Annotated in this window: 19 protein-coding genes, 1 pseudogene and 1 riboswitch; of the genes and pseudogenes, 15 read left to right on the top strand and 5 right to left on the bottom strand. The window is 36.2% G+C overall.

Features of this window, described 5'->3' with window-relative positions:
- The first annotated feature begins 146 nt into the window (after nt 1–146).
- Together JNUCC74_RS13765 and htpG are read left to right on the top strand one after the other, a co-directional pair.
- Nucleotides 147–1,097 (top strand): nucleoside hydrolase, encoded by a 951-nt coding sequence (locus JNUCC74_RS13765; protein ID WP_454065794.1) that lies wholly within the window; start codon nt 147–149, stop codon nt 1,095–1,097.
- Between the two features lie 79 nt (nt 1,098–1,176).
- Nucleotides 1,177–3,060 carry a molecular chaperone HtpG gene (gene htpG / locus JNUCC74_RS13760; protein WP_454065793.1) on the top strand — a complete coding sequence of 628 codons (1,884 nt, stop codon included), beginning with the start codon at nt 1,177–1,179 and terminating at the stop codon, nt 3,058–3,060.
- 262 nt (nt 3,061–3,322) lie between these two features.
- On the opposite strand, the gene JNUCC74_RS13755 is transcribed toward htpG, so the two are convergent.
- Nucleotides 3,323–4,417: a branched-chain amino acid aminotransferase gene (locus JNUCC74_RS13755; protein WP_454065792.1), complete on the bottom strand. Its 1,095-nt coding sequence runs from the start codon at nt 4,415–4,417 to the stop codon at nt 3,323–3,325.
- A 149-nt stretch (nt 4,418–4,566) separates the two neighbouring features.
- On the opposite strand from JNUCC74_RS13755, the gene JNUCC74_RS13750 reads away from it, so the two are divergent.
- Entirely contained in the window at nt 4,567–5,352 is a 786-nt protein-coding gene (locus JNUCC74_RS13750; RefSeq protein ID WP_454065791.1) for an HAD family hydrolase, read from the top strand.
- A 234-nt stretch (nt 5,353–5,586) separates the two neighbouring features.
- On the opposite strand, the gene JNUCC74_RS13745 is transcribed toward JNUCC74_RS13750, so the two are convergent.
- Together JNUCC74_RS13745 and nhaC are read right to left on the bottom strand one after the other, a co-directional pair.
- Nucleotides 5,587–6,285 (bottom strand): GNAT family N-acetyltransferase, encoded by a 699-nt coding sequence (locus JNUCC74_RS13745; protein ID WP_454065790.1) that lies wholly within the window; start codon nt 6,283–6,285, stop codon nt 5,587–5,589.
- Between the two features lie 362 nt (nt 6,286–6,647).
- Nucleotides 6,648–8,069 carry a Na+/H+ antiporter NhaC gene (gene nhaC, locus JNUCC74_RS13740; protein ID WP_454065789.1) on the bottom strand — a complete coding sequence of 474 codons (1,422 nt, stop codon included), beginning with the start codon at nt 8,067–8,069 and terminating at the stop codon, nt 6,648–6,650.
- Nucleotides 8,070–9,594: 1,525 nt separating this feature from the next.
- On the opposite strand from nhaC, the gene JNUCC74_RS13735 reads away from it, so the two are divergent.
- A complete protein-coding gene (locus JNUCC74_RS13735) occupies nt 9,595–10,758 on the top strand; it encodes an IS110 family transposase (protein ID WP_454065717.1) in 1,164 nt (387 codons plus the stop codon).
- A gap of 194 nt (nt 10,759–10,952) precedes the next feature.
- On the opposite strand, the gene serA is transcribed toward JNUCC74_RS13735, so the two are convergent.
- Complete coding sequence (serA, locus tag JNUCC74_RS13730) at nt 10,953–12,539, bottom strand: phosphoglycerate dehydrogenase (RefSeq protein WP_454065788.1); 1,587 nt, start codon at nt 12,537–12,539, stop codon at nt 10,953–10,955.
- Between the two features lie 762 nt (nt 12,540–13,301).
- Nucleotides 13,302–14,462 (bottom strand): pyridoxal-phosphate-dependent aminotransferase family protein, encoded by a 1,161-nt coding sequence (locus JNUCC74_RS13725; protein WP_454065787.1) that lies wholly within the window; start codon nt 14,460–14,462, stop codon nt 13,302–13,304.
- A 918-nt stretch (nt 14,463–15,380) separates the two neighbouring features.
- Between JNUCC74_RS13725 and JNUCC74_RS13720 the strand changes: the two genes are divergently transcribed.
- The 11 genes and pseudogenes from JNUCC74_RS13720 (at nt 15,381) to JNUCC74_RS13670 (ending at nt 26,182) form a co-directional block, all read left to right on the top strand.
- A complete protein-coding gene (locus JNUCC74_RS13720) occupies nt 15,381–16,130 on the top strand; it encodes an HAD-IIB family hydrolase (protein WP_454065786.1) in 750 nt (249 codons plus the stop codon).
- Nucleotides 16,131–16,402: 272 nt separating this feature from the next.
- Complete coding sequence (locus tag JNUCC74_RS13715) at nt 16,403–17,101, top strand: CBS domain-containing protein (RefSeq protein ID WP_454065785.1); 699 nt, start codon at nt 16,403–16,405, stop codon at nt 17,099–17,101.
- Between the two features lie 32 nt (nt 17,102–17,133).
- The gene (locus JNUCC74_RS13710) at nt 17,134–17,748 is read left to right on the top strand and encodes a 3'-5' exonuclease (protein WP_454065784.1); all 615 of its coding nucleotides are present in this window, start codon (nt 17,134–17,136) and stop codon (nt 17,746–17,748) included.
- Nucleotides 17,749–17,919: 171 nt separating this feature from the next.
- A pseudogene (locus tag JNUCC74_RS13705) lies at nt 17,920–18,496 on the top strand (AMP-binding enzyme); the annotation flags it as partial.
- A gap of 58 nt (nt 18,497–18,554) precedes the next feature.
- A complete protein-coding gene (locus JNUCC74_RS13700; protein WP_454065783.1) occupies nt 18,555–18,695 on the top strand; it encodes a small, acid-soluble spore protein L in 141 nt (46 codons plus the stop codon).
- Between the two features lie 1,107 nt (nt 18,696–19,802).
- Complete coding sequence (locus tag JNUCC74_RS13695) at nt 19,803–20,174, top strand: VOC family protein (RefSeq protein ID WP_077317924.1); 372 nt, start codon at nt 19,803–19,805, stop codon at nt 20,172–20,174.
- A 145-nt stretch (nt 20,175–20,319) separates the two neighbouring features.
- Nucleotides 20,320–20,421, top strand: a riboswitch (purine riboswitch).
- A gap of 191 nt (nt 20,422–20,612) precedes the next feature.
- A complete protein-coding gene (locus JNUCC74_RS13690; RefSeq protein ID WP_077317923.1) occupies nt 20,613–21,194 on the top strand; it encodes a xanthine phosphoribosyltransferase in 582 nt (193 codons plus the stop codon).
- A 1-nt stretch (nt 21,195) separates the two neighbouring features.
- Nucleotides 21,196–22,488: a nucleobase:cation symporter-2 family protein gene (locus JNUCC74_RS13685; protein WP_454065782.1), complete on the top strand. Its 1,293-nt coding sequence runs from the start codon at nt 21,196–21,198 to the stop codon at nt 22,486–22,488.
- Nucleotides 22,489–23,240: 752 nt separating this feature from the next.
- On the top strand, nt 23,241–24,680 hold the full coding sequence (locus JNUCC74_RS13680; RefSeq protein ID WP_077317921.1) for a DHA2 family efflux MFS transporter permease subunit: 1,440 nt from the start codon (nt 23,241–23,243) through the stop codon (nt 24,678–24,680).
- A 170-nt stretch (nt 24,681–24,850) separates the two neighbouring features.
- Complete coding sequence (locus JNUCC74_RS13675) at nt 24,851–25,258, top strand: hypothetical protein (RefSeq protein ID WP_077317920.1); 408 nt, start codon at nt 24,851–24,853, stop codon at nt 25,256–25,258.
- A 414-nt stretch (nt 25,259–25,672) separates the two neighbouring features.
- Nucleotides 25,673–26,182 (top strand): DNA-deoxyinosine glycosylase, encoded by a 510-nt coding sequence (locus tag JNUCC74_RS13670; protein WP_454065781.1) that lies wholly within the window; start codon nt 25,673–25,675, stop codon nt 26,180–26,182.
- Nucleotides 26,183–26,706: the final 524 nt, after the last annotated feature.

Here is a 26,706-nt window from a genome sequence, read left to right as displayed (position 1 = left end):
TCATCTCGGTCTATTTATTTCTCTTTTTGAACATGCACTTAACGTGTCATCATCTTCTCATATCATTTGTAATGGCAGGTAAAACCTGAGACAATATTACTTATCAATGCGATAGAAATATATGGTGAGGGGGCTTTTGGACAAGCATGAAGAAGAAAGTCTATTTAAATCATGATGGTGGTGTAGACGATTTAATTTCTTTATTTTTATTGTTACAAATGGAAGACATTGACTTAGTTGGTGTGGGAGTCATACCCGCAGATTGTTATCTTGAGCCTGCCGTTTATGCGAGCCGTAAAATCATTGATCGGTTTGGCAAAGGGAAGTGTATAGAAGTAGCGGCATCTACATCACGCGGAAAAAATCCTTTTCCAAAAGAATGGCGTATGCATGCCTTTTATGTAGATGCATTGCCGATTTTAAATGAGCATTTACCAATTCAAACCGAGACAATTACATTGCCAAGTCATAAGCATCTGGTGGAAATACTACGTAAGAGTGATGAGCCTGTTACACTCGTATTTATTGGACCATTAACAGATTTGGCAAGAGCACTGGAGGAAGCGCCGGATATTGAAAGAAAAATAGACAAATTAGCTTGGATGGGTGGAACCTTCCTAGAAACAGGCAATGTGGAAGAACCTGAGCATGACGGGACAGCGGAATGGAATGCTTTTTGGGATCCAGAAGCTGTACATAAAGTATGGGAGAGCAATATCGAGATAGATTTAGTAGCCTTAGAGAGTACGAATATGGTTCCTTTAACTGTTGATGTCAGAAATAGATGGGCAAGAGAAAGAGCAGATATAGGTATCGATTTCTTAGGACAATGTTATGCAATGGTACCTCCGCTTGTTCATTTTCAAACCAATTCAACATACTTTTTATGGGATGTACTAACGACTGCAACAATAGGAAATAGTGATGTCGTAAAAAAGAAACAGGTACGTTGTATCATCCATCCTGATGGAAAAAGCCAGGGGAGAACAGAACTTTGCGACACGGGGAGACCAGTGAATCTTGTCTATGAAGTAGATCGAGATTTATTTTTTGATTATATTACAGAATTAGCCCGACAGCATAAAAATAGTAATTAGACGGGCGAGTCTCGTATATTGACAGAAAGTAGAGTTTATGATATTAAAACATATGAGTTCATTGGAAGGAGAGGGTTGTATGGCTAAGCAAGAGTTTAAAGCAGAATCAAAACGATTGCTCGAACTAATGATTAACTCCATTTATTCACAACGTGAGGTATTTTTGCGTGAACTAATTTCCAACTCAAGTGATGCGATGGATAAAATGTATTATCGCAGTTTAACAGATGAAAGCCTAACCTTTAATAAGGAAGATTATTATATTAAAATCATCCCGAATAAAGAAGAACGCACATTGAAGATTATCGATACAGGAATTGGTATGACCAAGGAAGAACTGGAAACGAATCTAGGAACAATTGCTAAAAGCGGATCGTTTGCTTTTAAAAATGATACAGAAATAAAAGATGGTTTTGATATTATCGGTCAATTTGGTGTTGGTTTTTATGCTGCGTTTATGGTAGCTGATAAGGTAACTGTTATCAGTAAATCGATTGATAGTGAACAAGCCTATCAATGGGAATCTTCTGGTACAGATGGATTTACGATTACCCCTAGTGAAAAACAACAAGTAGGAACAGAAATTATCTTAAAAATAAAGGAAAATACCGAAGAAGATTCGTTTGATCAATTTCTTGAGGAACATCGTTTACAAGAAATTATTAAGAAATATTCTGATTTCATCCGTTATCCAATTAAAATGGATATAACCAAGAAAAAGCCGAAAGATGAAGATAGCGATGAATATGTCGACTATGTAGAAGAAGAAACGATTAACAGTATGATTCCGATCTGGAAAAAGAATAAAAGTGAGTTAACGGAAGAGGACTATATTAACTTTTATCAAGAGAAACGATATGGATTTGATAAACCATTGAAATCGATGCATGTCAAAGTAGATGGAACCATCCGTTATAACGCAATTTTATTCATACCGGAAAATGCTCCGTTTGACTATTATTCAAAGGAATTCGAAAAAGGACTTGAGCTTTACTCAAACGGTGTTTTGATTATGGATAAATGTGCTGATTTACTTCCTGATTATTTTAGCTTTGTTAAAGGATTGGTAGATTCAGAGGATTTATCGTTAAATATCTCTCGTGAAATGTTGCAACATAACCGGCAATTAAAGGTCATTGCTAAAAATATCACGAAAAAAATAAAAACACAATTACTGCAGTTGCAACGCGATGACCGTGAAAATTATGTGAAGTTTTATGAGGCTTTTGGTAGACAGTTGAAATTTGGCGTCTACAATGACTTTGGTGCAAACAAAGAAACGTTGCAAGATTTATTAATGTTCTATTCTTCTACTGAAGAAAAATTAGTGACATTAGAAGAATATGTAAACCGTATGCCGGAAGATCAGAAGTATATCTACTATGCTGCAGGTGAATCGATAGATCGAATTAAGAAGTTACCACAAACAGAATTAGTAGCTGATAAAGGATATGAAATTTTGTACTTTACGGAAGAAGTCGATGAATTTGCGATAAAGATGTTATTGAAGTATAAAGATAAAGAGTTTAAGTCTGTTTCAAGCGGCGATCTCGGCTTGGAAGAAGAGACAACCGATTCAGCAGATGAGAAAGAAAAAGAGGAAAACAAAGAACTGTTTAAATATATGAAAGATCAATTAGCTGGAAAGGTAACCGATGTTCGTTCTTCCAAACGTTTAAAGTCACATCCGGTATGTCTGACTGCGGATGGTGAAATATCATTGGAAATGGAAAAAGTACTTAATACGATGCCAAATAACCAGCAAATAAAAGCAGATAAAGTATTGGAAATAAACGTAAATCATGAAGTGTTCCAGGCATTAAAAGATGCCTTTCTCAACGATAAGAACAAACTCAACTTATACACAAACTTATTGTATAATCAGGCACTGCTTATCGAAGGCTTACCTGTTAATGATCCAGTTGAATTTACCAATGATATTTGCAAAGTAATGATTTCATAGTGAAAACACCTGATTATGTGATATTTCTAGAGCTAAGGATCTAGTTAGATAATGACGCTTTCTTCAACTTGAGCTTATACTTTTGGCTAGCAAGGAAGAAGAAAAGCGTCTATTTTTTGCTTATTTTAATTTGCGAAGTAGTAGTTGTAAATCACCTATTATAAGATTTGATGGAAGATTTTGAAATATTCCGCTAAATAAAAACAGAGCACTAAATAATAGTACTCTGTTAAAATTCAATGTTTAAATGAAATAAGTGCAATCAGTGTTTAACAGTGTGCGACTCACTAACTTTCTCAATCCAATCAAATGGATCTGTTTCTTTTCCATATTGAATGTTAGTTAAAGTCGTATATAATGATTTTGATAGTTCACCAGTCTTGCCGTCATTAATTAATAAGTCTTTACCTTCCCAGCGTAGTTGACCGATTGGTGAAATGACTGCTGCTGTACCCGTACCGAACGCTTCTTCTAACTTACCATCCATATAGGCTTGATACAAATCCTCCATGGAGATTCTGTCTTCAATAACCGGGATATTCCAATGGTTAAGTAATTGAATAACAGAGTTCCGGGTTACACCTTCTAGAATACTCCCGTTTAAAGCAGGAGTATATACTTTTCCATTAATTTTAAAAAATACGTTCATGCTTCCTACTTCTTCAATATACTTTTTCTCTAATCCATCCAGCCACAACACTTGTGTAAACCCTTCTTTAGCACAAAGCTCTTGGGCTTTTAAACTGGCTGCATAGTTTCCTCCGGTTTTTGCCTCTCCAGTTCCGCCTTTTACCGCCCGAACATATTGATTTTCAACCGCGATTTTTACTGGGTTTATCCCTTCTTTGTAATAAGCTCCAACTGGTGACAGAATAATTACAAATTTGTATTGATGTGATGGTGCTACTCCGATATAAGGCTCTGTTGAAATAATGAATGGACGAATATAAAGCGAAGTTCCTTCTGCAGTTGGAATCCATTCTTTATCTAAATATACAAGCTGCTTCATGGCTTCCAGAATAAACGCTTCATCAATCGTCGGAATACATAAGCGGTCATTTGACTTGTTCAAACGTTGAAGATTTTTTTTCGGTCGAAATAGTTGAATATCTCTTTCCGGTGTTTGATATGCTTTTAATCCTTCAAAAACGGATTGTCCATAATGAAATATCATCGCGGATGGATCAATAGATAGCGGTTGGTATGGAATGATACGCGGATCATGCCAACCCAAAGGCTCAGAATAATCCATAATAAACATATGATCCGTAAACACGCTGCCAAATTCCAATTGATCGGTATTGGGTTTTTCTTTCTTCACTGTACAACGATTAACCTTAACTGTCCATTCTTCCATTGCTAATATCCCCTTAGCTGTAAAAATTTTAATAACTATATTAGTCTATATTTTCAATAAAATCAACCCTAAATTAATTAGTTTTTTTATTTTTCGTAAAATGTTGTATACTTTTAGTAAGATATGCAACAGAAAAAGGAGTTGTATGGATGCGTAAAGCAATTATTTTTGATTTAGATGATACACTACTTTGGGATAAGAAGAGTGTAGCAGAATCGTTCAAAGAAGCCTGTAACAAGGCAAATAAAATCAATCCTAAGATAGACCCAATCGATTTAGAAGAAAGTGTGCGAGAGAAAGCTCGGTCGTTATACGCATCCTATTCTACTTACCCATTTACACAAATGATTGGTATTAACCCTTTCGAAGGACTTTGGGGAGAGTTTGATGATGAAGGAAAGGCGTTTCAACAGTTAAAAGAAATCGCGCCTATTTATCGAAAGGAAGCTTGGGAAAAGGGGTTAGAAGGAGTAGGTGTTGAAGACCGACAATTAGCAATTGAATTAGCGGAAACATTTCCCAAGGTAAGAAAGAAGAAACCATTTGTTTTTGAAGATACGTTTGATGTCTTAGATGCTTTAGCAAATGATTTTAAGCTGGCTTTACTAACGAACGGTTCACCGGATTTACAACAAACGAAACTGGAAATGACTCCAAAACTAAAAGGTTATTTTGAAGAGATTGTTGTGTCAGGCGACTTTGGCAGCGGGAAGCCTGATCCTGCTATATTTCAATACACATTGGAAAAATTGGACGTAAAAGAAGAAGAAGCGATTATGGTAGGGGATAATCTGCATACAGACATATTAGGTGCATCACGAAGCGGAATAGATTCGGTATGGATTAATCGACAGGATCTTCAAACAAATGGGTTGCCAACGTTTGAGGTTGAGAGTTTAACTGAACTTCTCTCACTTATTAACCAACATGTATAAAATAGAAAGTACATCTAGGCAAGTGCCCGTTCGTAGAAACATGGCATTGCCTAGTTTTATGCATGAGAAACTATATTTCTTTTTACTTTGTGGATATCTTTTTGGGAAAGTATTATGGTCTAGCTTAACCACTCAAGCTGTAGCTTACTTTGATCTCTTTCTATCATAAATAACATTGGCTTGAATCTAAAGGAAGGCCGACTAAAAGAGGCTTACCGCTCAGGCCGGCATCCCCTATTTTACGTAGGTTACATCATAATTGCCGTTCCTTTTTTGTATTGCGATTCCACAATAGCCTGCTTCAAGCAAGTTTTTTTGCAGGTTAATATCCTGCATGTTTACGATTTGCGTTGTTGTATAGTTATTGTAATCTGGAGGTATATGCAAGTCACGAATTAAAATATATCGTAATTTTCCATTATATTTCGCTTTTAACGCAGATATTTTCATCCCCAAAGCAAGTTTATCTTTAATACTTGGAATATTAAATGGTGCAACTGTAGCTGCTATATAATGAAATATACGTTTATCTACTTGTTTAAATAATTGTTTTCCCATATAATTTTGTAGGCGATTTCCTCGATATGTTGGATGGACGATTGAAATTTCGGAATAGATTATTTTCGACCATTCTGTTTCTAAAAGTCCAAGGTCTCTTCCTAAATGCTCAGGATCTTTTGAATTTGGGATGAGCATGGCACGAAAAGCGACTAACTGATCATGAATAAATATACCGATCATTGATCCGTTTCCAGATAAAATATAGTTGTATTCTTCGGTGGTAAGAGGTTGTAAAAAAGAAGCGCCCTCTACTGTTTGTTCGACTATTTGTTGCAATTTTAAAATATCGTGAAGATAGTTTACAGTTAACTTTTTTAGGTAAAAAGATTGTCCAGAACGAAGTCTCCCACGGTCTATAATTTGTCTATTCATTTAATCCCCTCTTTGCATAATAACGTGTTTATTTGCTTGAATCTATCATCCCAGTACTGAATTCATTCGTATACCATTCATGATAGCGTTCATATTGTAGATTAAATAACAGATTAATTAATCATATAGGAAACGATATCTGTTATTATATGATGGATATTTGAAAGTAGTTTCGTATAGCATACGCGTTCTAGTGACTAGCAATCTTCGAGCTTCTTTCTACGATAGGGAACCATCTGCTCTTCCCACTGTTTGAATTAAAAAAGTACTCTATGAATAAGTTACCTCCATCTCATCAGGAAGTTCTCTTGTTTGGTGAGCGTTATTTCCCCCTCCGTCATACCACCACATTTTTCTAAGTCTTATTGTGCTTCACTGATATAATCGTTTTGCTTTGCTTTAGCTGTTTTGGCAATTGTAAATCCGCTGAATGCATAGAGGATTGCAATCATTGGTACAGTATAATTTAAAATGGCGTATGGAGCATAACTAAAGGCATGAACGTCTAAGGTAGCATAGATAAATACACCACATGTATTCCAAGGAATAAATACGGAGGTTAACGTCCCCCCATCTTCCAAAGAACGGGAGAGGTTTTTAGAGTGTAACCCCTTTTCTTTATATACATTCATAAACATACGTGAAGGTACAACAATTGAAATGTATTGTTCTGAGCAGGTAGCATTTGTTAAAAAAGCAGCACTGATTGTTGAGGCAATGAGTGATCCGGTCGTTTTAACTATTTTTAATAATTGGTCCATTATTGCTTTTAGCATTCCTGAGTATTCCATAATACCGCCAAAGGTCATAGCAACAATTGTCATAGACACCGTATACATCATTGACATTAAACCGCCACGGTTAAATAGTTCAGCAATCATTTCATTGGATGTCTCGATGGAGTAACCCTTTTGTAATACATGTAATCCAGAGGCAATAGAATCGCCTTGAATAAAAATCTGTGCTAAAAATCCCATCACAATTCCAACAGCTATTGCTGGAATAGCCGGCACTTTAAAGATGACAAGGATAATGACTAGCAATGGGATAAGCAAAAGGTAAGGTGATATAGTAAAATTCGCCTCCAAATCGGCTATTGTTTGGGCAATACTTGCATTTTCAATGGAAGCTTTTCCGACATCTTTACCTATGTAAGCAAAAACAATAAGTGCAATAATTAAACCCGGGATCGTCGTAAACAGCATATGTTTAATATGAATGAACAAATCTGTATTTGTCAAACCTGCTGCTAAATTTGTCGTATCAGATAGTGGTGACATTTTATCGCCAAAATAGGACCCGGAAATAACAGCACCAGCGACGATAGGTGCTGGAATCCCCATGCTGATACCAATTCCCATCCCTGCAACACCAATCGTTCCCATCGTAGCCCAAGAGCTCCCGACAGTCAAAGCAACGATACTGCAGATAATTGTAATCGTTACCAAAAAAATGGAGGGAGAAATAATTTTTAGACCGTAATAGATCATTGTTGCTACAATCCCGCCACCAATCCATGCACCAATCGTTAGTCCAACTAACATAATAATAATTACAGCTGGAAGTGCTAGTCTTATTCCTTGAAACATCATTTCTTCAATTTCCTTCCATTTATAGTTGTGTTTCCAAGCAATCAAAGCAGCAGCTCCAGTACCTATAATCAATGGTATATGTGGTTCACCTTTAAAAACAACAATGGTTAACAGCATGGAGATAATCATGATGATAAGTGGAAAAATTGCCCACCAAAAGTATATGTCTTTTTGGGGAATATTCGTGTGCATTTAAAAAAGCAGCTCCTTCCGTAATTGTAATTTTCAACAAAATAATAAAATTAATTTTAATTAGAAATGATAAAATTGTCAATATATTATAGTTGGCTAGAGGGGGAAGAGAATTACAAAATCTAACGTTTGAAAGAGATAGGGGATCATCTTGTTATTGTGTTAAAGAAAAAGGTTAGAAGAATTACAGATTGACTTGAGGTTGGAGTGACAGAAGAGGGATACGGGGATGGGAGAATTAGAAAAACTATTCGTTAGAGGGAATGGAAAAATAAAGAGGCTGGGACAAAACGAAAACAGCTGATTAAAAAACGAACCATAAATCGTCCTTGTACTATAGTAAAGTATAAAATTTTAGGCTTTATCCCGCATGTAAGGTGCCGTAAGACTCCCACTTCAAAATCTTGAGTTGATACAAAAGGTCTAAGCGGGAGAAAACGGCACCTAAATGCCCGATTCGTTTAACTAACATTTCTTGGGAAAGGCATTCCAAGAAATGAAGTTTCACTTTATCCCGCATGTAAGGTGCCGTAAGACTCCCACTTCAAAATCTTGAGTTGATACAAAAGGTCTAAGCGGGAGAAAACGGCACCTAAATGCCCGATTCGTTTAACTAACATTTCTTGGGAAAGGCATTCCAAGAAATGAAGTTTCACTTTATCCCGCATGTAAGGTGCCGTAAGACTCCCACTTCAAAATCTTGAGTTGATACAAAAGGTCTAAGCGGGAGAAAACGGCACCTAAATGCCCGATTCGTTTAACTAACATTTCTTGGGAAAGGCATTCCAAGAAATGAAGTTTCACTTTATCCCGCATGTAAGGTGCCGTAAGACTCCCACTTCAAAATCTTGAGTTGATACAAAAGGTCTAAGCGGGAGAAAACGGCACCTAAATGCCCGATTCGTTTAACTAACATTTCTTGGGAAAGGCATTCCAAGAAATGAAGTTTCACTTTATCCCGCATGTAAGGTGCTGTAAGACTCCCACTTCAAAATCTTGAGTTGACACAAAAGGTCTAAGTGGGAGAAAACGGCACCTAAATGCCCGATTCGTTTAAGGGCCTTTAGGTCATCCCTGAGGTACTAACATTCAGTAGGAGATGGAAGAAAACTCCTACTGAATGAAGTTTTACTTTATCGTATAAGAAAAACTACGGATTTCGCTAAAGACTTGGCGACAAGCCAAGTTTTTCTAAACACAAACAAACCGAACAATTATAAATGAATTATTCGGTTTTTGCTATTTCGTATTTGCTTATGTCCCAGCCTTGTATATTAAGTACATGAGGTTCGCTACCTCTTGTGCTTTTTTTGTATAGTAATTTATACTGAAAGCAACGCTGTGGATTAGTAACCCTGCCTACAGTACTTTTTAGTAACTGGTTTTTAGAGAGTCTAACCACAGCTCTTTGTTTATCTGTTAATCAGTTAGATAACGCTAGACGTTTGATTTCATACAAGGATACAGAACAAGGAGTGCGTGGCTTGAAGCACAGCGTAATAGACAATACGAAAGGAGTAAACCAATGATTTATGTGGGGATTGACGTAGCCAAGCATAAACACCAAGTGGCAATCATGGATAATGGAGGTAGAATCTACGAACAGGATTTAGTTATATCGAATAGTCAATCAGGGTTTCAAAAACTTCATGAAACACTTCGTCGTTTACAGACAGAAGTAGCGCAAGAATGCCAGATAGCGATGGAAGATACTGGCCATTATAATGTTTCTATTCTACAATTTTTGAGGGGAAAGAATTACCAAGTTTTTCGCTATAATCCAATCTTAATCAAGGAATTCTCCAAAATTCACACCTTGAGAAAGACAAAGACGGATAAAGCAGATGCCTTAGTAATCGCAAAAAAATTAATGGGTGACTTCGAAAAAAGGGAAGAGGTCCAAGATAAGGTAACCCTAGAGCTTAAAGAACTAACCAGATATAGAAGGCGGCTTGGAAAACATCAAGCTCTTCTTAAAACCCAATATACTCGAGTCTTAGAAAAAAGCTTTCCTGAATTGGCTGCTTACGGTCAGGTTCGTTATTCTAACTACATGATGGAGTTATTAAAAAAATACCCAAGCCCCAAGAGAATTGCGAAGGCTCATGAACAAACACTTTCAAAATTATTGGGAGCGAACAACAGTAGTCTGCAATCTCAAGAGCTTAAACGACTAGCGAAAGAAAGTATTGGGTATTATTCTGATATTACGGAGTTTGAATTAATTCAAACCATAGAACAGCTCTATTTGTATCAAAAGCAAATAAAAGAAGTCGATAAAAAAATTCAAGAAATGATGGATACACTCAATTCACCAATCGTAACCATTCCCGGAATTTCTTATCGACTCGGTAGTACAATCATAGCAGAAATAGGAGATATCCACAACTTCAATCACCCGAGTCAGCTATTGGCTTTTACAGGAATGGAACCATCCATTTATCAGTCTGGTAACTATAGGGGCCCTGGAAAAATGGTGAAACGCGGATCTCCTCATCTTCGCTGGGCGATGTATCATGCATCACGATTAATAGCCATTTATTCACCAACGTTCAAGGCATACTATGAGAAAAAGCTAGCTGAGGGTAAGCACTATAACGTGGTGCTCAGCCATGTAGCGAAGAAATTAATAAGAGTGATATTCCATTTACTGCAGACCGGTGAATCATATAAAGAAGTACGTGTGTAATGTAAAAAAAGAGAAGCTATGGTAAATAGCGTTGCAATAACCTCAGATTTTACACTACAAATAAGCTTAATGATTCATTTGAAATTCACAAATCATCAAGCTTATTTGCCATGCTCCAATACTTCTAATGGAAAATGCTAAATTTATTGCTAAAAACTTATTGACTTTATATAGTTAGCCTCTTTATTCCGTAATCAAAGATCGATGGCAATAGCAGCATGGATTTCTTCGAGTTTTTCTAATGCTTCCAGCGCCTTCTTTTCAATGTGGCGATCTACAGTCATAACCATAATTGCACTACCGCCAACCTTTGCCCGATCCACCTGCATTGTTGCAATATTGATATGCATTGTAGCAAGCAAACTCCCCATTTTACCGATGACCCCGGGCTGGTCGATATGGTGAATAACTAATAGATGACCTTTTGGTGTAACGTCGACACTATAGTCATCTACTTTTACAATCCGTGGACCTAAACCGTTAAGTAATGTGCCAGCAACACTTCGCTTGTCTGATTTGGTACTTACTTCGACGCGAATTAAGTTGGTAAACCCTTGAGAGGTAGAAGTTTTATTTTCATGAATTGTTATTCCTCTTTTTTCTGCTAAATAAAGTGCATTGACATCATTAACATGGTCGCCCAGATGACGGGTTAATAGCCCTTTCACTGTATTGCGAGTAATTGGTTCAACTTTAGTCTTGGCGACATCGCCAGAATAATAGAGATTGATTTCTTCAATGGGTTCCTTAGCCAAATGGATAAGAAACTGACCGAGTTTTTCTGCCAAATGGAAGTATGGTTCAATTTCACTTAATACTTCTTTAGTTACAGATGGTAAATTAACAGGATTACGCACTGCATCCCCATTTTTAAAGCGAATGACATCCTCACTTACGTCAATAGCGACAATTTCTTGAGCTTCTACGGTACTTGCACCTAAATGTGGTGTAGCGATGACTTCTGGTAAATTCAATAATTTATTTTCGAAAAATGGTTCTTCTTCAAAGACGTCAAGTGCGGCTCCAGCTACTTTCTTTTCCTCAATAGCATCATACAGTGCTTCTTCATCAATGATTCCACCACGTGCACAGTTAATGATATAGACTCCGGTTTTCATTAAGGCAAACGCTTCTTTATTTAACAGATGTCTTGTTTCTTTCAGCAATGGAGTATGAATGGTGATGAAATCGGCTTTTTTCAATACTTCTTCCAAGCTGCCTATTTCAATTCCAAATTTCTTAGCTTGGTCTTCAGTAAGAAATGGATCGTATGCAACAATGTTCATACGTTGTCCTCTGGCTCTATACGCTACTTCCGAACCAATTCTTCCCAGTCCGATAATTCCTAACGTTTTATTTTTTAACTCGGTTCCAATATATTTTTTTCTATCCCATAGTTTATTTTTTAGTGACAAATAAGCTTGCGGTATTTTTCGAGACAGAGCCATCATCATGGCTACCGTGTGCTCTGCTGCTGAATTTGTATTTCCATTTGGAGCGTTTACAATAATAATACCGTGTTCTGTTGCAGCTTCTAAATCAATATTATCTACACCAACACCGGCACGCCCAATGATTTTTAAGTTTTTGGCTTTCGTAATAAAATTACGTGTCACTTGAGTTTGACTACGAACTAATAGCGCATCATACTCTGAAATACGCTTATCGAGTTCTTCTTTGGACCAGTCTGTTCCAATATCAACTGTTATTTTATCTGCTTGTTTTAACGGAGCAATTCCATCATCACTTAAAGGATCTGCGATTAATACTTTAAATGTCATTATCGTTCCTCCTCGATTATTTTTTATCGTTTAGGAAACTATATTTGTTCCTACATGTGGATAATTATTTTGAAAAGTATCTTTGTCTAGTTTAAGCGTTCAGTAGCAACTAGCAAACTTCGAACTTCTTCCTACAAAAGTCAGCATCGGCGGAAGGTCGACTAAAAGTGGGTTTGCCGCTCAGGCATCGGCATATCCCAGTTGCAGGGCCCTTTTTCTTTTATCTTAAATGTAAGAATTCGTATTTTTCTTATATCTATGATTATGCAAATATAATGAGAAAAACGGCACCTAAATGCCCGATTGGTTCATCTAAAAAAACATTCCACGGAATGAAGTTTCACTGTATCTCGTCAGGAGATCTTAAGTTGTACGTCGCTATCGCTTGCGTTTCAGTTTTTTAATTTGCATCTAAAATGCCCGCAAGCCCCACTTTAAGAGTTATAGTTTATACGAAGTGGGGAACGGTATCTAAATGCCTAATTGGTTGGGACAACAGAACAAAAAACTACGATAGCGATAACTGCACGCGGAAAAAACGTATTCTTTGAATGAGTTTTCACTTTATAAAAACAAAAGCTTAAACGATGTCTTAGATGGAAAAAATAGTGTGATATGGAAGCTTTCGTTACCTATTAACCTATGTCAGTAGGAATGAATAATTTCAAAAAAGGTTTAACTATTAGACTGCTGACTCGTTTCCTTCCTATTTTTCAATTTGTATGACAGAATAAGAAGGAAATAATGGTAATTATAAAAAAGTCAAACCAAGCTTAACTCAGCCAGATAATTAGCTTGAGCTGCTTTAACACCCGTACCGAGTTCAATGGTTTTGCCGATTTGTTGTAAGCCCAATTCAATTAAACTGATTGTTTGCAAAACATCTGCTGGTGAACAATAACCCATATGCCCAATGCGGAAAATAGCCCCTTTTAAATGTTGCTGTCCCCCTGCAATAGTTATGCCAAAGTTATTTCGAAGCACTTTGCGCAAATCCTCTGAAGAGAAATCATTCGGTTTTATTGCTGTTACAGTAGGGGAAGCATCGGCATCCTTTGTCAGTAAAGGAATATTTAATGCATGAAATGCTGCTCTTGTCATAGCTGCCATTGTGTTATGACGCTTATAAATGGCTGCTAATCCTTCTTCTTCCATTAATGCTAAAGCTTGTTTCAAACCTTGCAGTAAAGAAACAGCTGGGGTGAAAGGCGTAGAATCCTCTCTAAGTTTGGCACGATATTTTCGCATGTCTAAATAGAATCTTGAATGTGGATTTTGTTCTATCACTTTCCATGCACGTTCACTTGCAGCAATAAATGCAAGTCCCGCTGGCAGCATCATTGCTTTTTGTGATCCAGTAACAACAATATCTAGTCCCCACTCATCCATTTTTGTTTCCGTTCCTCCGACACATGAAACACCATCAACAATGAATAATGCATTGGACTCGCGGTGAACAATCTCTGCTAGTTCCTTTACAGGATTTAAGACAGCAGTAGAAGTTTCACAAAAAGTCGCAAATACAGCCTTTACATTTGGATGTGCTTTTAATAGTTCAGCTAAACGATCTGGATCAGCAGCTTCACCCCATGTTACGTCGTATTTATGAACTTTAATGTGATATTCATCACAAATTTTTGTAAACCGGTCTCCAAAGGCGCCAGTTACAATAATTACCACTTCTTCACCAGGTTGGACAGCATTTACTACGGCTGTCTCAAGCGCTGCAGTTCCACTAGCTGTATAAATTAAAATATCTTCCTTCGTACCAAAGATTGGTTTTAGTTTTTCTTTAACCGTTTGTAATAATTCTTTCATTTCTTGCCCGCGATGACCAATCATCGGTTGCGCCATTGCATGTGTGACGCTAGGAGGGATTGGTGTTGGACCTGGAATTCTAAGTATATGTTGATCAGGTAACATCGGTTTAAGTTTCTCCTTTCTTCCTTTTCGTTTCATCGTGTATTTTTTTCTGAATAATAGTTTACAGCATAGCAGAACTTTAAATATTGTCAATAAATTTTGTGATTTTTTACGATGTAAACATTTTTTATGATTTAGGAAGCTAGTACAATATTTTTAGGATGATTGGCAGAATTAAGCGTTTTTGTCGAGTTTTAGTGCTTGTCGAGGCTGACAAGACATTTGTACTTTGATTCCAATTTTGAAGTAATTCTATTTTATAGTTTGATTCTTTTAGAAAGCAGCTTTTTTATACTATAGGAAAGTGTAAAACTTTAGAATTTATCCCGCATGTAAGGTGCCGTACTTTCCTCAATTCTAAAATCTATTATGCATTGTGAACATAAAAGAAAAACGGCACCTAAATGCCCGATTGGTTCAAGGGCCTTTAGGTCATACCCTTGTGGTACTAACATTCCGTGTAAAAAGCATTCCACGGAATGAAATTTCACTTTATCGTATAAGAAAAACGATAGCTTTCTAATCCTAAGCGGAGTCTCCAAGCTAACTTCGATCTTCTTAGAATAAGTCAACATCTACACTTTTATGTTTTTTTATCCTTGAAAAACCTCGATGTGTCGCTGTCGTAGCATATTCTGTCCTCATAAGTGAAAAACACGTTTCTGTACACGATGCTACCCTGGGGAAGGTTTGCTCTATGTGGCGTTTCGCTATACAATAGTTTAAACGTTAATCGAATGAAAGGCTATATTTAGAGACTTCTTGTACACAAGGTCTTTGTACAATTAAGAAAAATGTTGGTGAAAAGCGCCTGTTTTAACAAGTTAAGTTGAAAGTAAATAGCTATATTTTCGCATTAATCTTAATCATAAACATTTAAAATTATGATACGAATAAATTATCAAAGGGATGAAAAACATGAACTTTGTCTTTGACCTTGATGGAACTATTTGCTTTCAAGGCAATCCAGTGTCCAGCAACATTCTTAATTGCCTACATGCTTTAGAGCAGGATGTGATTTTTGCATCTGCTAGACCAATAAGAGATATGCTTCCTGTTTTACATAAACGGTTCCATACGTATACGTTAATTGGAGGAAATGGTTCGCTCATTTATAAAAATAGGAAATTAGTCCATGCACATACGTTTACAAATGAGCAGCTGGGTATTATTTTAAAATTGATTCACAAACATCAAGCAACATTTCTTATCGATAGTGATTGGGATTATGCTTATACTGGCCCCGATGATCATCCAATCGTTAAAAATATAGATCGTGGGAACTTGGCAAAAAATTTGACAGTCAATCAATTAACGCAAGTAGTGAAAATATTGATTGTTACAATGAATGATTACACAGTTCTATTAAAGGAATTAGAAGTGCTGGATGTAACGATTCATAAGCATCATAATGAGCAAACAATTGATATAAGCCCAAGAGGGATTAATAAATGGAGTGCGCTAAAAAAGCTAGGAATCGCGAAAAACAATTACATTGCATTTGGTAATGACGCAAATGATATCTCCATGTTTAAGCATGCGGCTCACTCGGTAATGATTGGTAATCATAAAGAATTAGCATATTTTGCAGATGAAAAGATCGACTGTGAAGAGCAAGTGATCATTCATAAGATTCGAACACTTGCAAAAAGGGACTTTATTTTCTGAATTGAGATTGGTTAGTAATGAATGCCGAACACTTTTAATCTTTACATAAAATGTATAAAATGGAACATAGAATGGTTTAGTTTTATCCCACATCTAACTGGGAGTAAGAGGGATCGAAGAAGTTTAGGTGGGGAATAACTAAAAGTCAAATGTCCGATTGGTTCAAGGGCCTTTAGGTCATACCCTTTTGGTACTAACCATGAGTTGGGGATGAAACAAAACCCCGTTTCACTTTATAACAAAAAGAAATGTAAGGTAGGGAGCACGGGAATATGTACAAAAACTCAGACCGATTTTTAACTTCGTTTAACCGCATTGAGAAAATGCTGAGAGATTTGCTCATCAACAAAAAAGATGCAAGCTTTTCTAAAGCAGTTAAGATCCTAAAAAACTCCAATGCATTAATCAAGCAATACAGTGATGATCTGTTGGAATTTGCGGAACTGCGAAATGCAATTGTTCATAATAAGATTGATATGACATATGCAATAGCGGAACCACATGATGAAATAGTTGAAAAAATCGAAACGATAGAAAAGGAACTAAGTGAACCAAAGTATGTTATCCCTACCTTTCAAAAGTATGTCTACTGTTTTCAAAATACGGATGAATTAAGCAAGCCATTAAAAGTAATTCACGAAAAAAAGCTATCTAAATTTCCAATTTATGAGGGAAAAACTTATCAAGGATTATTAACGCAAAAAGGTATTACAAACTGGCTTGCAAGTATGGAGCAACGCGAAGAACAGCTCAAAAGCAGCTATCAAATCAAAGATGTTCTGCCATTTGAAAACGAGGAAAATTCCCGTTTTATAGCTGAGGATACAGCAATATATGAAGCTGTAGATTTATTTAAAGAGCACACAAGTAAAGGAAGGCGATTAGAAGCATTACTGATAACGAAACATGGGAATCCTTCAGAAAGACTACTTGGAATTATTACAGCATGGGATATTCTTGAAATATCTTAAAAACTAGATTTAACGAAAGAAGCGGATAAAAGATGAATTTTGTGTCGATTGATTTTGAAACAGCTAACGAAAAACGATCTAGTCCCTGTGCAGTAGGTATTGTTGTAGCTAACGAAACGGATATTATTGATGAATATTATAGTTTGATAAATCCACTTGCTGAATTTCGCTCGATGAATATAAATATACATGGAATTACACCTAAGCAGGTAGAGAATGCTCCTACATTTGCGGAACTTTGGCCAAAGCTTTATCAATATTTATCTAAAGGAACGGTTATTGCCCACAATGCAAGTTTCGATATGAGTGTAATGAGGCATACATTGGATTATTTTCACCTGCCTTATCCGGAACTGGATTATTTGTGTACCGTTGCTATTTCTAAACAAATGTGGCCTAAATTACATAATTATAAATTAAATACATTGGCAAATTATCATCGAATCCACTTTGCTCACCACCATGCCTTAGAGGATGCCAGAGTGGCTGCCAAGATTTTCATCAAAGCATTGAATGCCAGCAAACCTGGTACTTTGGAGGGATTGCTAAGCGCATGTCATTTACAAAGTGGAAAGATTTATCAGCACGGGTATATTGCTCCAAAGAAAAGACAGAAGCGTCAGCGTAAACGAATGTGTTTGTTCTAAAAGCTAGATTTTTAGTAAGGCATGGTTAGCGAAGACAGAGCGGGTGGCTTTGTTACAATATGCTTTTCGTCTTTTGTGTTTTGGTCAGTACGGTAAAGAAAAGTGAGTCATACTGTCTTCGTAGTACTAACCATGTTGATGTGAAGTAATATGAAATTCTTTTTTACAGCTCAAGATCAACTGCGAAAACTGGGTTCAGCTGGTAACCCGCTTTAAATGTCCAAACTAAAATTGTTGATGAAATGGGTCAAGAAGTACCGCGAGGGAATGTTGGGGAAATTGTCCATCGTACTCCACATGCGATGCTCGGTTACTTGCATGAACCGGAAAAAAAACACAGGCATTCCGCAATGGATGGTTTCATAGCGGAGATTTAGGCGTGATGGATAAAGAAGGTTATGTAACCATTGTGGATTGGAAAAAGGATATGATAAACACTGGTGGAGTAAATGTGTCAAGTAGAGAAGTTGAAGAGGTAATCTATCGGCTGAATGGAGTAGAAGAATTTGCAGTAATCAGTATTCCTGATCCTTATTGGATTGAAGCAGTTACTGCAATCATTGTTCCCAAAAAACAAGTTAACCTAACAACATCTCAAGTTGAAGCTTTTTGCAAGGAACGATTATCAAAGTTCACAGTGCCAAAACATATTATCTTTACAGAAACACTTCCTAAAAATCTAAGTGGAAAAGTAGTAAAACGATCATTAAGAAGCCGATATGAGAATCTTTATGATAAAAATCCTTAAATTTTAAGCACGTATATTTAAGGTGAGTTGTGCCACCCGATATGTGGAGGGTGTCGGCATGAGTTATCAAAAGGATTCATACAGCAAACAGCAAGTTCATCGTATTGTAAATCCTCAAGGACTATCAGAAGATATAAAAGATCAACGGCCGAAGTCTAAGCTGGAAGAACGAGCGAAAAAGAAAAACACAAAAATTTAAAGGTGTAAATATAAAAAAGTAAACGTAAAAAATAGATGGTAGTAGAGATCTGAAAAATGGCCATATACATCAACCGCAAACAGTATTAGAGGATGGATAAGCCACAATTAAACGTAAGTGAAATAAACATACTATGGTAATAAGTTGTCGCACTAGTTTGCGAGCGTTGTCATTACGAAAGAATACAGAATTTCCTTTTACCATTGAAAATTTTAGTGGTAATGTTATAATGGGATCACAAGCTGCAATGTACGTATTTTATTAAGTTTTAACCTCTAATGATGAAATAGGGAGTTTTATATCGAAGCTTTAATGTCGAGCCGTCTTGAGCGGAGGACAGGACAGCTTTCTGCGAGCACCCACTTGGTGAAGTGGTGGTTTAAAACTTTTTATTACAAAATACGGCAATTGTGGCCTGTTTTTTGGCAATCTAACCCGACCAGCTTCTTATTCAGGCTTGGTCGTTTTATTTTACTATAGAAAGTATAAAACTTTAGGCTTTATCCCGCATGTAAGGTGCCGTAAGTTTCCCACTTCAAGTCCTGAGTTCGTGCAAAGGGGCAAAGTGGTAGAAAACGGCACCTAAATGCCCGATTGGTTCAACTAACATTCCGTGTAAAAAGCATTCCACGGCATGAAGTTTCACTTTATCCCGCATGTAAGGTGCCGTAAGACTCCCACTTCAAGTCCTGAGTTCGTGCAAAGGGTCAAAGTGGTAGAAAACGGCACCTAAATGCCCGATTGGTTCAACTAACATTCCGTGTAAAAAGCATTCCACGGCATGAAGTTTCACTTTATCGTATAAGAAAAACGATAGCTTTTAAAGACTTGGCGACACGCCAAGTTTTTCTAATATATTTGTTCAGAAGGAGCTAAAATCATAAATTCGATGTATTATCGTTTTGCGAGATCCAAGCTTGCACTTTAGTGGAGAGACGATAATAAACTATGAAAAATTGTAGCATTATTGTTTTCTGGTTTTATAAAATTTTAAAATAATAATATTCTACTACTGTTCAGATAAAAAATGGTAATACATATGGATTGAAAAACGATAATAGTAAGGTTTAGCCTTTATCTTATTCTATAGTTGACGGGAGGGATAATATGTCGTTTCATTATGAAAAAATTGATCATGTACAGCTTGCTGCACCAAAAAATGAGGAGCATACAGCAAGAGACTTTTACCAGAGGATATTAAAGTTTCAAGAAATTGATAAACCGATAACATTGAAAAAGAATGGCGGTGTCTGGTTTCAAGCAGGTTCTGTAAAATTGCATATTGGCGTAGAGGCTCCCTTTTTTCCAGCAAAGAAAGCACATCCTGCAATTCTTGTGAATCAGCTTAAACAGTTAAGAGAGCATCTGATAAATCAAAAAGTCGATGTTATCGATGATGATCGGCTACCAGGCGCAAATCGCTTTTATATTCATGATCCGTTCGGAAACCGGTTGGAATTTCTGGAATGGACGGAGTAGCAATAGTATTTTAAGCGAAGGAGAAACGGTTTGGATTGATTAGACGGAAGAATGACCCTGCAGAAATTTTTTATGTCAATTATCAGAATGTTAGTTTTATTAGATACAGGGTTGCTTATTCATCTTAAGATGCTATACTAGTTACATTCAAAAAAATACTGTTTTTCATATAATAGCAGGAATATGGCCTGCAAGTTTCTACCGGTTTACCGTAAATGAACCGACTATGAAAATGACTGGTAAAAAATTGTATGTTACTACTGTATACAATTACAATACTTCTTGGGCATATTGCGCTCGAAGTTCAGTTTTCCGTTCATAGTTCTCTTACGGAAACTGGGCTTCGAGTTTTTGTTTTTTATGAGGATGTTTTAAAGATTGCGGTAGAAATGACGCCTCGAATTTCATTATTATTTGCTAGAAAGGAAGCACGACATCATGGAACGATTAAAACAAAAGATTTTAGCTGAAGGAACGGTACTGTCGGACACTGTGTTGAAAGTGGATGCATTTTTAAATCACCAAATTGATCCGGAACTAATGGAGGATATTGGAAAAGAGTTTGCAAAGCGGTTTGCTGATGATGGAATAACAAAAATCTTAACTTTAGAATCCTCTGGTATTGCTCCTGCTGTGATGACGGGGTTAGTGTTGCAAACACCAGTGATTTTTGCACGAAAAAGAAAGTCTTTAACCTTAACGGATCACCTTTATTCTGCGAGCGTTTATTCCTTTACAAAAGAGGAAACCAATGAAATATCTATTTCCCAATCATTTATTTCAAGTGATGATACCGTATTAATTGTGGATGATTTTTTAGCAAATGGACAAGCTGTATTCGGTTTAATTGATATCCTCGAACAGGCAAAAGCAACGATTGCTGGAATTGGAATTGTTATTGAAAAAGGATTTCAAAATGGCGGGGAAGCAATTCGCAAGGAAGGATACCGAGTCGAGTCCCTGGCAACGATTGCTGAATTATCAGAAGGAAACGTAGCTTTTAAGGAGGAGGACAACTAACATGAAAAACGCAGCCCTAGGTTTACAACATCTTTTAGCCATGTATGCAGGAGCGATCTTAGTTCCCTTAATTGTTGGTGACGCACTAGGATTAACCACTGAACAGCTAACCTACCTTGTTGCTATTGATATTTTAATGTGCGGAGTCGCTACGATTTTACAGGTACTGCAAAACCGTTTTTTTGGTATCGGTCTTCCTGTTGTTCTCGGTTGTACTTTTACTGCTGTTGGTCCAATGATTGCAATCGGTGCGGAGTATGGAATAACAGCTATATATGGTGCAATTCTTGTATCTGGATTATTTGTTTTTCTTATTGGACGCTTTTTTGGTAAGTTAGTTCGCTTTTTTCCACCTGTTGTTACCGGATCTGTTGTTACCATCATTGGTATTACTTTAATTCCTGTAGCTATAAATAATATGGGCGGTGGAGAGGGAGCAAATGATTTTGGCTCTGTAGCTAATATCGCCTTATCATTTGGAACGCTTTTATTTATTATATTTATGTATCGATTTACAAAAGGCTTTATAAAATCTATTTCTATTTTGCTAGGTCTAATTGCAGGGACAATAGTAGCTGCTGTTATGGGAATGGTTAAATTTCAAGCTGTTACAGATGCTTCCTATTTACATTTACCTCATCCGTTTTATTTTGGTACACCAACATTTGAATGGTCTGCTATTGTTACAATGATTTTAGTAGCAATTGTTTCTTTAGTAGAATCAACAGGTGTGTATTTTGCATTAGGGGATATTACCGAGCGGAAATTAACTAGAGAAGACTTGGGAAACGGTTATCGTGCAGAGGGTTTAGCGATTATATTAGGTGGAATTTTTAATGCTTTCCCATATACTGCATTTTCACAAAATGTTGGACTAATTCAAATGACAGGTGTAAAAAAGAAACGAATTATTATGATTACAGGAGCAATGCTCATTACCTTAGGCTTTATTCCTAAAATTGCTGCTGTAACAACCATTATTCCAACACCTGTATTAGGCGGGGCTATGATTGCTATGTTCGGAATGGTTATTTCACAAGGGATAAAGATGCTAGGACCGGTCATTAAGGAATCATCAGAAAATGCAATGATTATTGCTTGTTCAGTAGGCATGGGCTTAGGTGTTACAGTTGTTCCAGAAATATTTGCTAAGCTGCCCAATAGTATACAAATTTTAACAAGCAATGGAATTGTTGCTGGTAGTGTGACAGCGATCTTTCTAAATATGCTGTTTCATATGCTTCCTCATAAAAAATCGAGTAGTGCTGTAGTTTTAAAAGAACAGGAAGTATAATTGATCGGTTCGGTTAAGTGATTATTCATTTTATCACTTCGTACAACTAAAAAAAGATTATTAAAAAACAGAAGTAAGAGGATCATACTAAACTCCTTACTTCTGTTTTTTGATTTATAGAAGCTGTTCCGAAAAGTCCGTAAAAATGATGCATTGAAATTCCTTGTACGTTAAGAACGTATAAAATTTTACTTAAAAGTTAATTCATTGCTAGAAATTTGTGCAGATACAGTATAAATGCAATTAGACATTACGCCAAAGAAGTAGAACCCTAGAACCAGCCAAGTTTTCTTTATCTCACATGTAATGTGCCGTAAGTCTCCCCCTTCAAGAATATAAGGAACACGGTGAAGTCAACGTGTAAGAAACGGCATCTAAATGTTCGATTGGTTCAAGGGCCTTTAGGTCATATCTTTGCGGTACTAACATTTCTTGGGTAAAATATTCCAAGAAATGAAGTTTCACTATATCTCGTCAGCGGTTCTCTAGTTTGTACGTTGCTAACCAGAGTACTTTTTTGTGTCTTACTCATGCAGCTCTAGCTTAGTAAAGTTCGAAAACATTGCGATTAATTCAAGGACATTATAATCTTAAGAACCTCAGGTGTCTTCCCCTTTTTTGAATACGCACTTATATGAACTCAGAATAAACTAACACTTCCAGAAAGATGAAGTTTTCTTTAATTATGTGGTAGAATATAAGGTACTTTTTCTTTAGATAAGTCATGCGAATATATAAAAGGTGGGGAATAAATGGCGCATCAAGAATTAGAAAATGTAGAACAAATAAATAAATTACCGATCATCATTGTTCTGATAACCGGAGCGTTTTTAGCTATTTTAAACCAAACTTTACTTACAACAGCTATTCCTCCAATCATGATTGACTTACATTTGACGGAGAATGCGGCACAGTGGGTAACGACCATCTTCATGCTAGTAAATGGGATTATGATACCAATTACAGCTTTTTTAATTGAAACCTTTACAACACGTAAATTGTTCATTTCTTCAATGGGTATTTTTACTATCGGTACACTAATTTGCGCTATTTCGCCAAACTTTTTTCTATTAATGGTTGGACGGATCATTCAAGCAGCAGGTGCAGGGATTATGATGCCATTAATGATGACGATATTTTTGCTGATTTTTCCGATTGAAAAAAGAGGTGCGGCAATGGGGACAGTAGGACTTGTAATTGGATTTGCCCCAGCACTTGGTCCGGTAATTTCTGGCTGGTTAGTAGAGCATTATCCTTGGAGATCTGTATTTTATGTCGTCTTACCCTTAGCTGCTATTAATGTGATTGTAGCATATTTTGTTATGAAAAATATTACGAAACGTACATTTCCAAAAGTAGATATGTTGTCTATTTTATTTTCTACAATAGGGTTTGGCGGAATTTTATATGGATTTAGTAGTGCTGGAAATACTGGATGGACAAATAAAATGGTTGTCGGTTCACTTATTATTGGTATGGTCTCCTTATATATATTTATTATTCGGCAATTTAAATTAAAAGAACCGATTTTAGAGTTTCGGGTATTTAAGAATAAGATGTTCACGATAACGATGATTATCGGTATGATTGGATTTATTGGTTTAATCGCAGCAGAAACCATTTTACCGATTTATATGCAAAATATGGCAGGTTTTTCTTCTTTTGAATCAGGGTTAATGATTCTTCCGGGAGCATTATTAATGGGGATTATGTCGCCGATAAATGGACGAATTTTTGACAGGTTTGGTGCTAGGTATCTTGTCATCATTGGATTATTTTTACTAACCATTACGTCATTGTTATATACCAATTTGACAAAAGATACGTCATTTGCGTATTTAACGGTTATTTTTGCTATTCGTATGTTTGGGATTTCTATGATAATGATGCCTTCAACAACAGCCGGATTAAATCAATTGTCATATCGGCTTATTCCCCATGGATCTGCTATGACCAATACAATGCGTCAGGTAGCCGCTTCTATTGGTACAGCATTACTAATAACAATTATGACTGCTACAGCTTTAGCAACAGGTAGTAATGAAACTGTCCTTGGACAGATACACGGTGTGAATATGGCATTTTATGCAGCTACAGTTTTGTCTTTTATCGGGCTTTTTTTGGCTTTCTTTGTTAAAGATAGTACCCCACAAGATATAAAAGAACAAATAGTAAAGCGTAAACAGGCTTAAGAACCTTGTACAATAAAAATTGATAATATAAACTAGTCAACAATGAATAATAAGCGTTAGTTTTTATCTAAGATGATACGAATAAGCACTGTAATTTAACTTAAACATTGTTTTTCATTGGTTCAATGAGGGAATCGAAAAAGAAAAGAGAAATATAAGGGGTGAGACATTTGGTATCCTTACCAACGAGTGTTTGGATAATTTATGTCGTTTTTATAGCGGGGACATTGTTATTAGCAATTGTAAGTAATGCACGAGACCGCTTGATCCCATTTGCTTATTTATCAATTATATTATCCATTGCTACTCCGCTTATAGGTTTTTTATATTCTATTGGTAGACCAGAAGAGGTTAATGAGCTGACTTATCTTTTTAGCCAAATGTGGAATGGTAGTTTAACAGCAATATTCATTTTTATGAGTCATCTCTATTTACTAGTTTCTTTAGGGTTGTTTATCAAGGGCAATACTACGGTTAAACTTAGTAGTAAATTGAATACAATGATGAAAAAAATAAAATCAATCATACAACTTGTTGATAAAAGAGTTCGCCATAGAACCAAGAAGCGGGCAGAATAAATGCATTAGATAGGAGTGGATGCCACAAGTTGCTTTATAATCTCCACTTCAAGCGTAATAGAGGGTACTAAATGGAAGATAACAGCACTTTAAATATCGCCATTCATTCGTGTCGACAGAACAAAGAAGACTATCTTAAATAGGTATCGTATACAGTAAAAGCGATTTTCTTTTTAAGACGCTTGTGATTTTAGCATGGATTCCATTTCGAGAAGAAAAATGCTTACTTTATTAAATTTGAAGTAAAAACAATTTTGAATATGCATGGTTATAATAGAGAAAAAATGTAAGTGTTTAGCGTCATGCATTAGTTAACTATAAAAGTACTTTGCTAAACGGAAAGATGGTAGCTATAGGAAGAGTTTCCCATTTATCAGTTTTTTGTTTGATTTGATGAAGTAGGAGGTAGTTATTATGCAGAAGTTGACATCTTTTCCCCCTGTCCTGCCAAAAAAGCCAGCTGTTCTTATCTTAGGCTCAATGCCAGGTGTGAAATCGTTGGAAAAACAACAATATTATGGTAATCCAAGAAACCACTTTTGGAATATCCTATTTACGTTATTCAATGAGCCTTTAGTAGAAAACTATGAAAATAAGCTTTCGTTTTGCAAAAAGCATCGCATCGCTTTATGGGATACCATTGCTACTTGTTATCGTCAAGGGAGTCTTGATGCGAATATACGTGATGCAGTTCCAAATGATATTCCCAGTTTATTAAAAAAGTACCCTTCTATAAAATTGATAGCTTGTAATGGTAGCAAATCGTATCAGTTGTTTGTTAAATATTTTAAAAATGCTAAAATATCACCTGTAAACGTAGTGAAACTTCCTTCTACCAGCCCTATTCCAGGCCGATATACAAAAACGTTTCATGAAAAAGTGGAAGAATGGCGGATTATTTTACGTTATATCGATGAAAAATAGAAATTGTTTAGTAAAAAGATAATGAAAATTGCATAATTTGTCGATTTTTTTAATGAAAATAAGGTATAATGAATATGCAAGATAATGAGCATTTTTAGAGAAGCATAGAAATATTCATTTGATGCAGTGAAAAGTTTTTCTACGCAGGATCTGTAATTATCTCTCTATAAGAGAAGTTGTTCCTAAATATCCAATTTGTTCGGATTTAAGAACAAGAAAAGTTTCAATATCGGTACATTGACAAGGGTGCAGCGATTTTAGTTTTTGTTCAAAAATGGACGAATAATTGTTCAATTGGATTAATAGGATAAGATTGGTTGCTTTTAACTTTTTAACAAAGAAAATTTCCGGTAGATTTAGCGAAAGGGTAAGGCATTCCAATGAAAAGCTCACATGAATAAAGAAGATTTCCATTGCTTAAAGGTTTGATGTTGGATAGGTGGGACCGTAAAAGAGTCGCAAGCGGCAACTTGCGACTCAGACAGTTATCCGCAAAGGGGCGGCGACTTTGCTACAGGACACAA

The organism is Cerasibacillus sp. JNUCC 74 (assembly GCF_053667775.1).
This window is presented reverse-complemented; position numbering and strand designations above follow the sequence as displayed.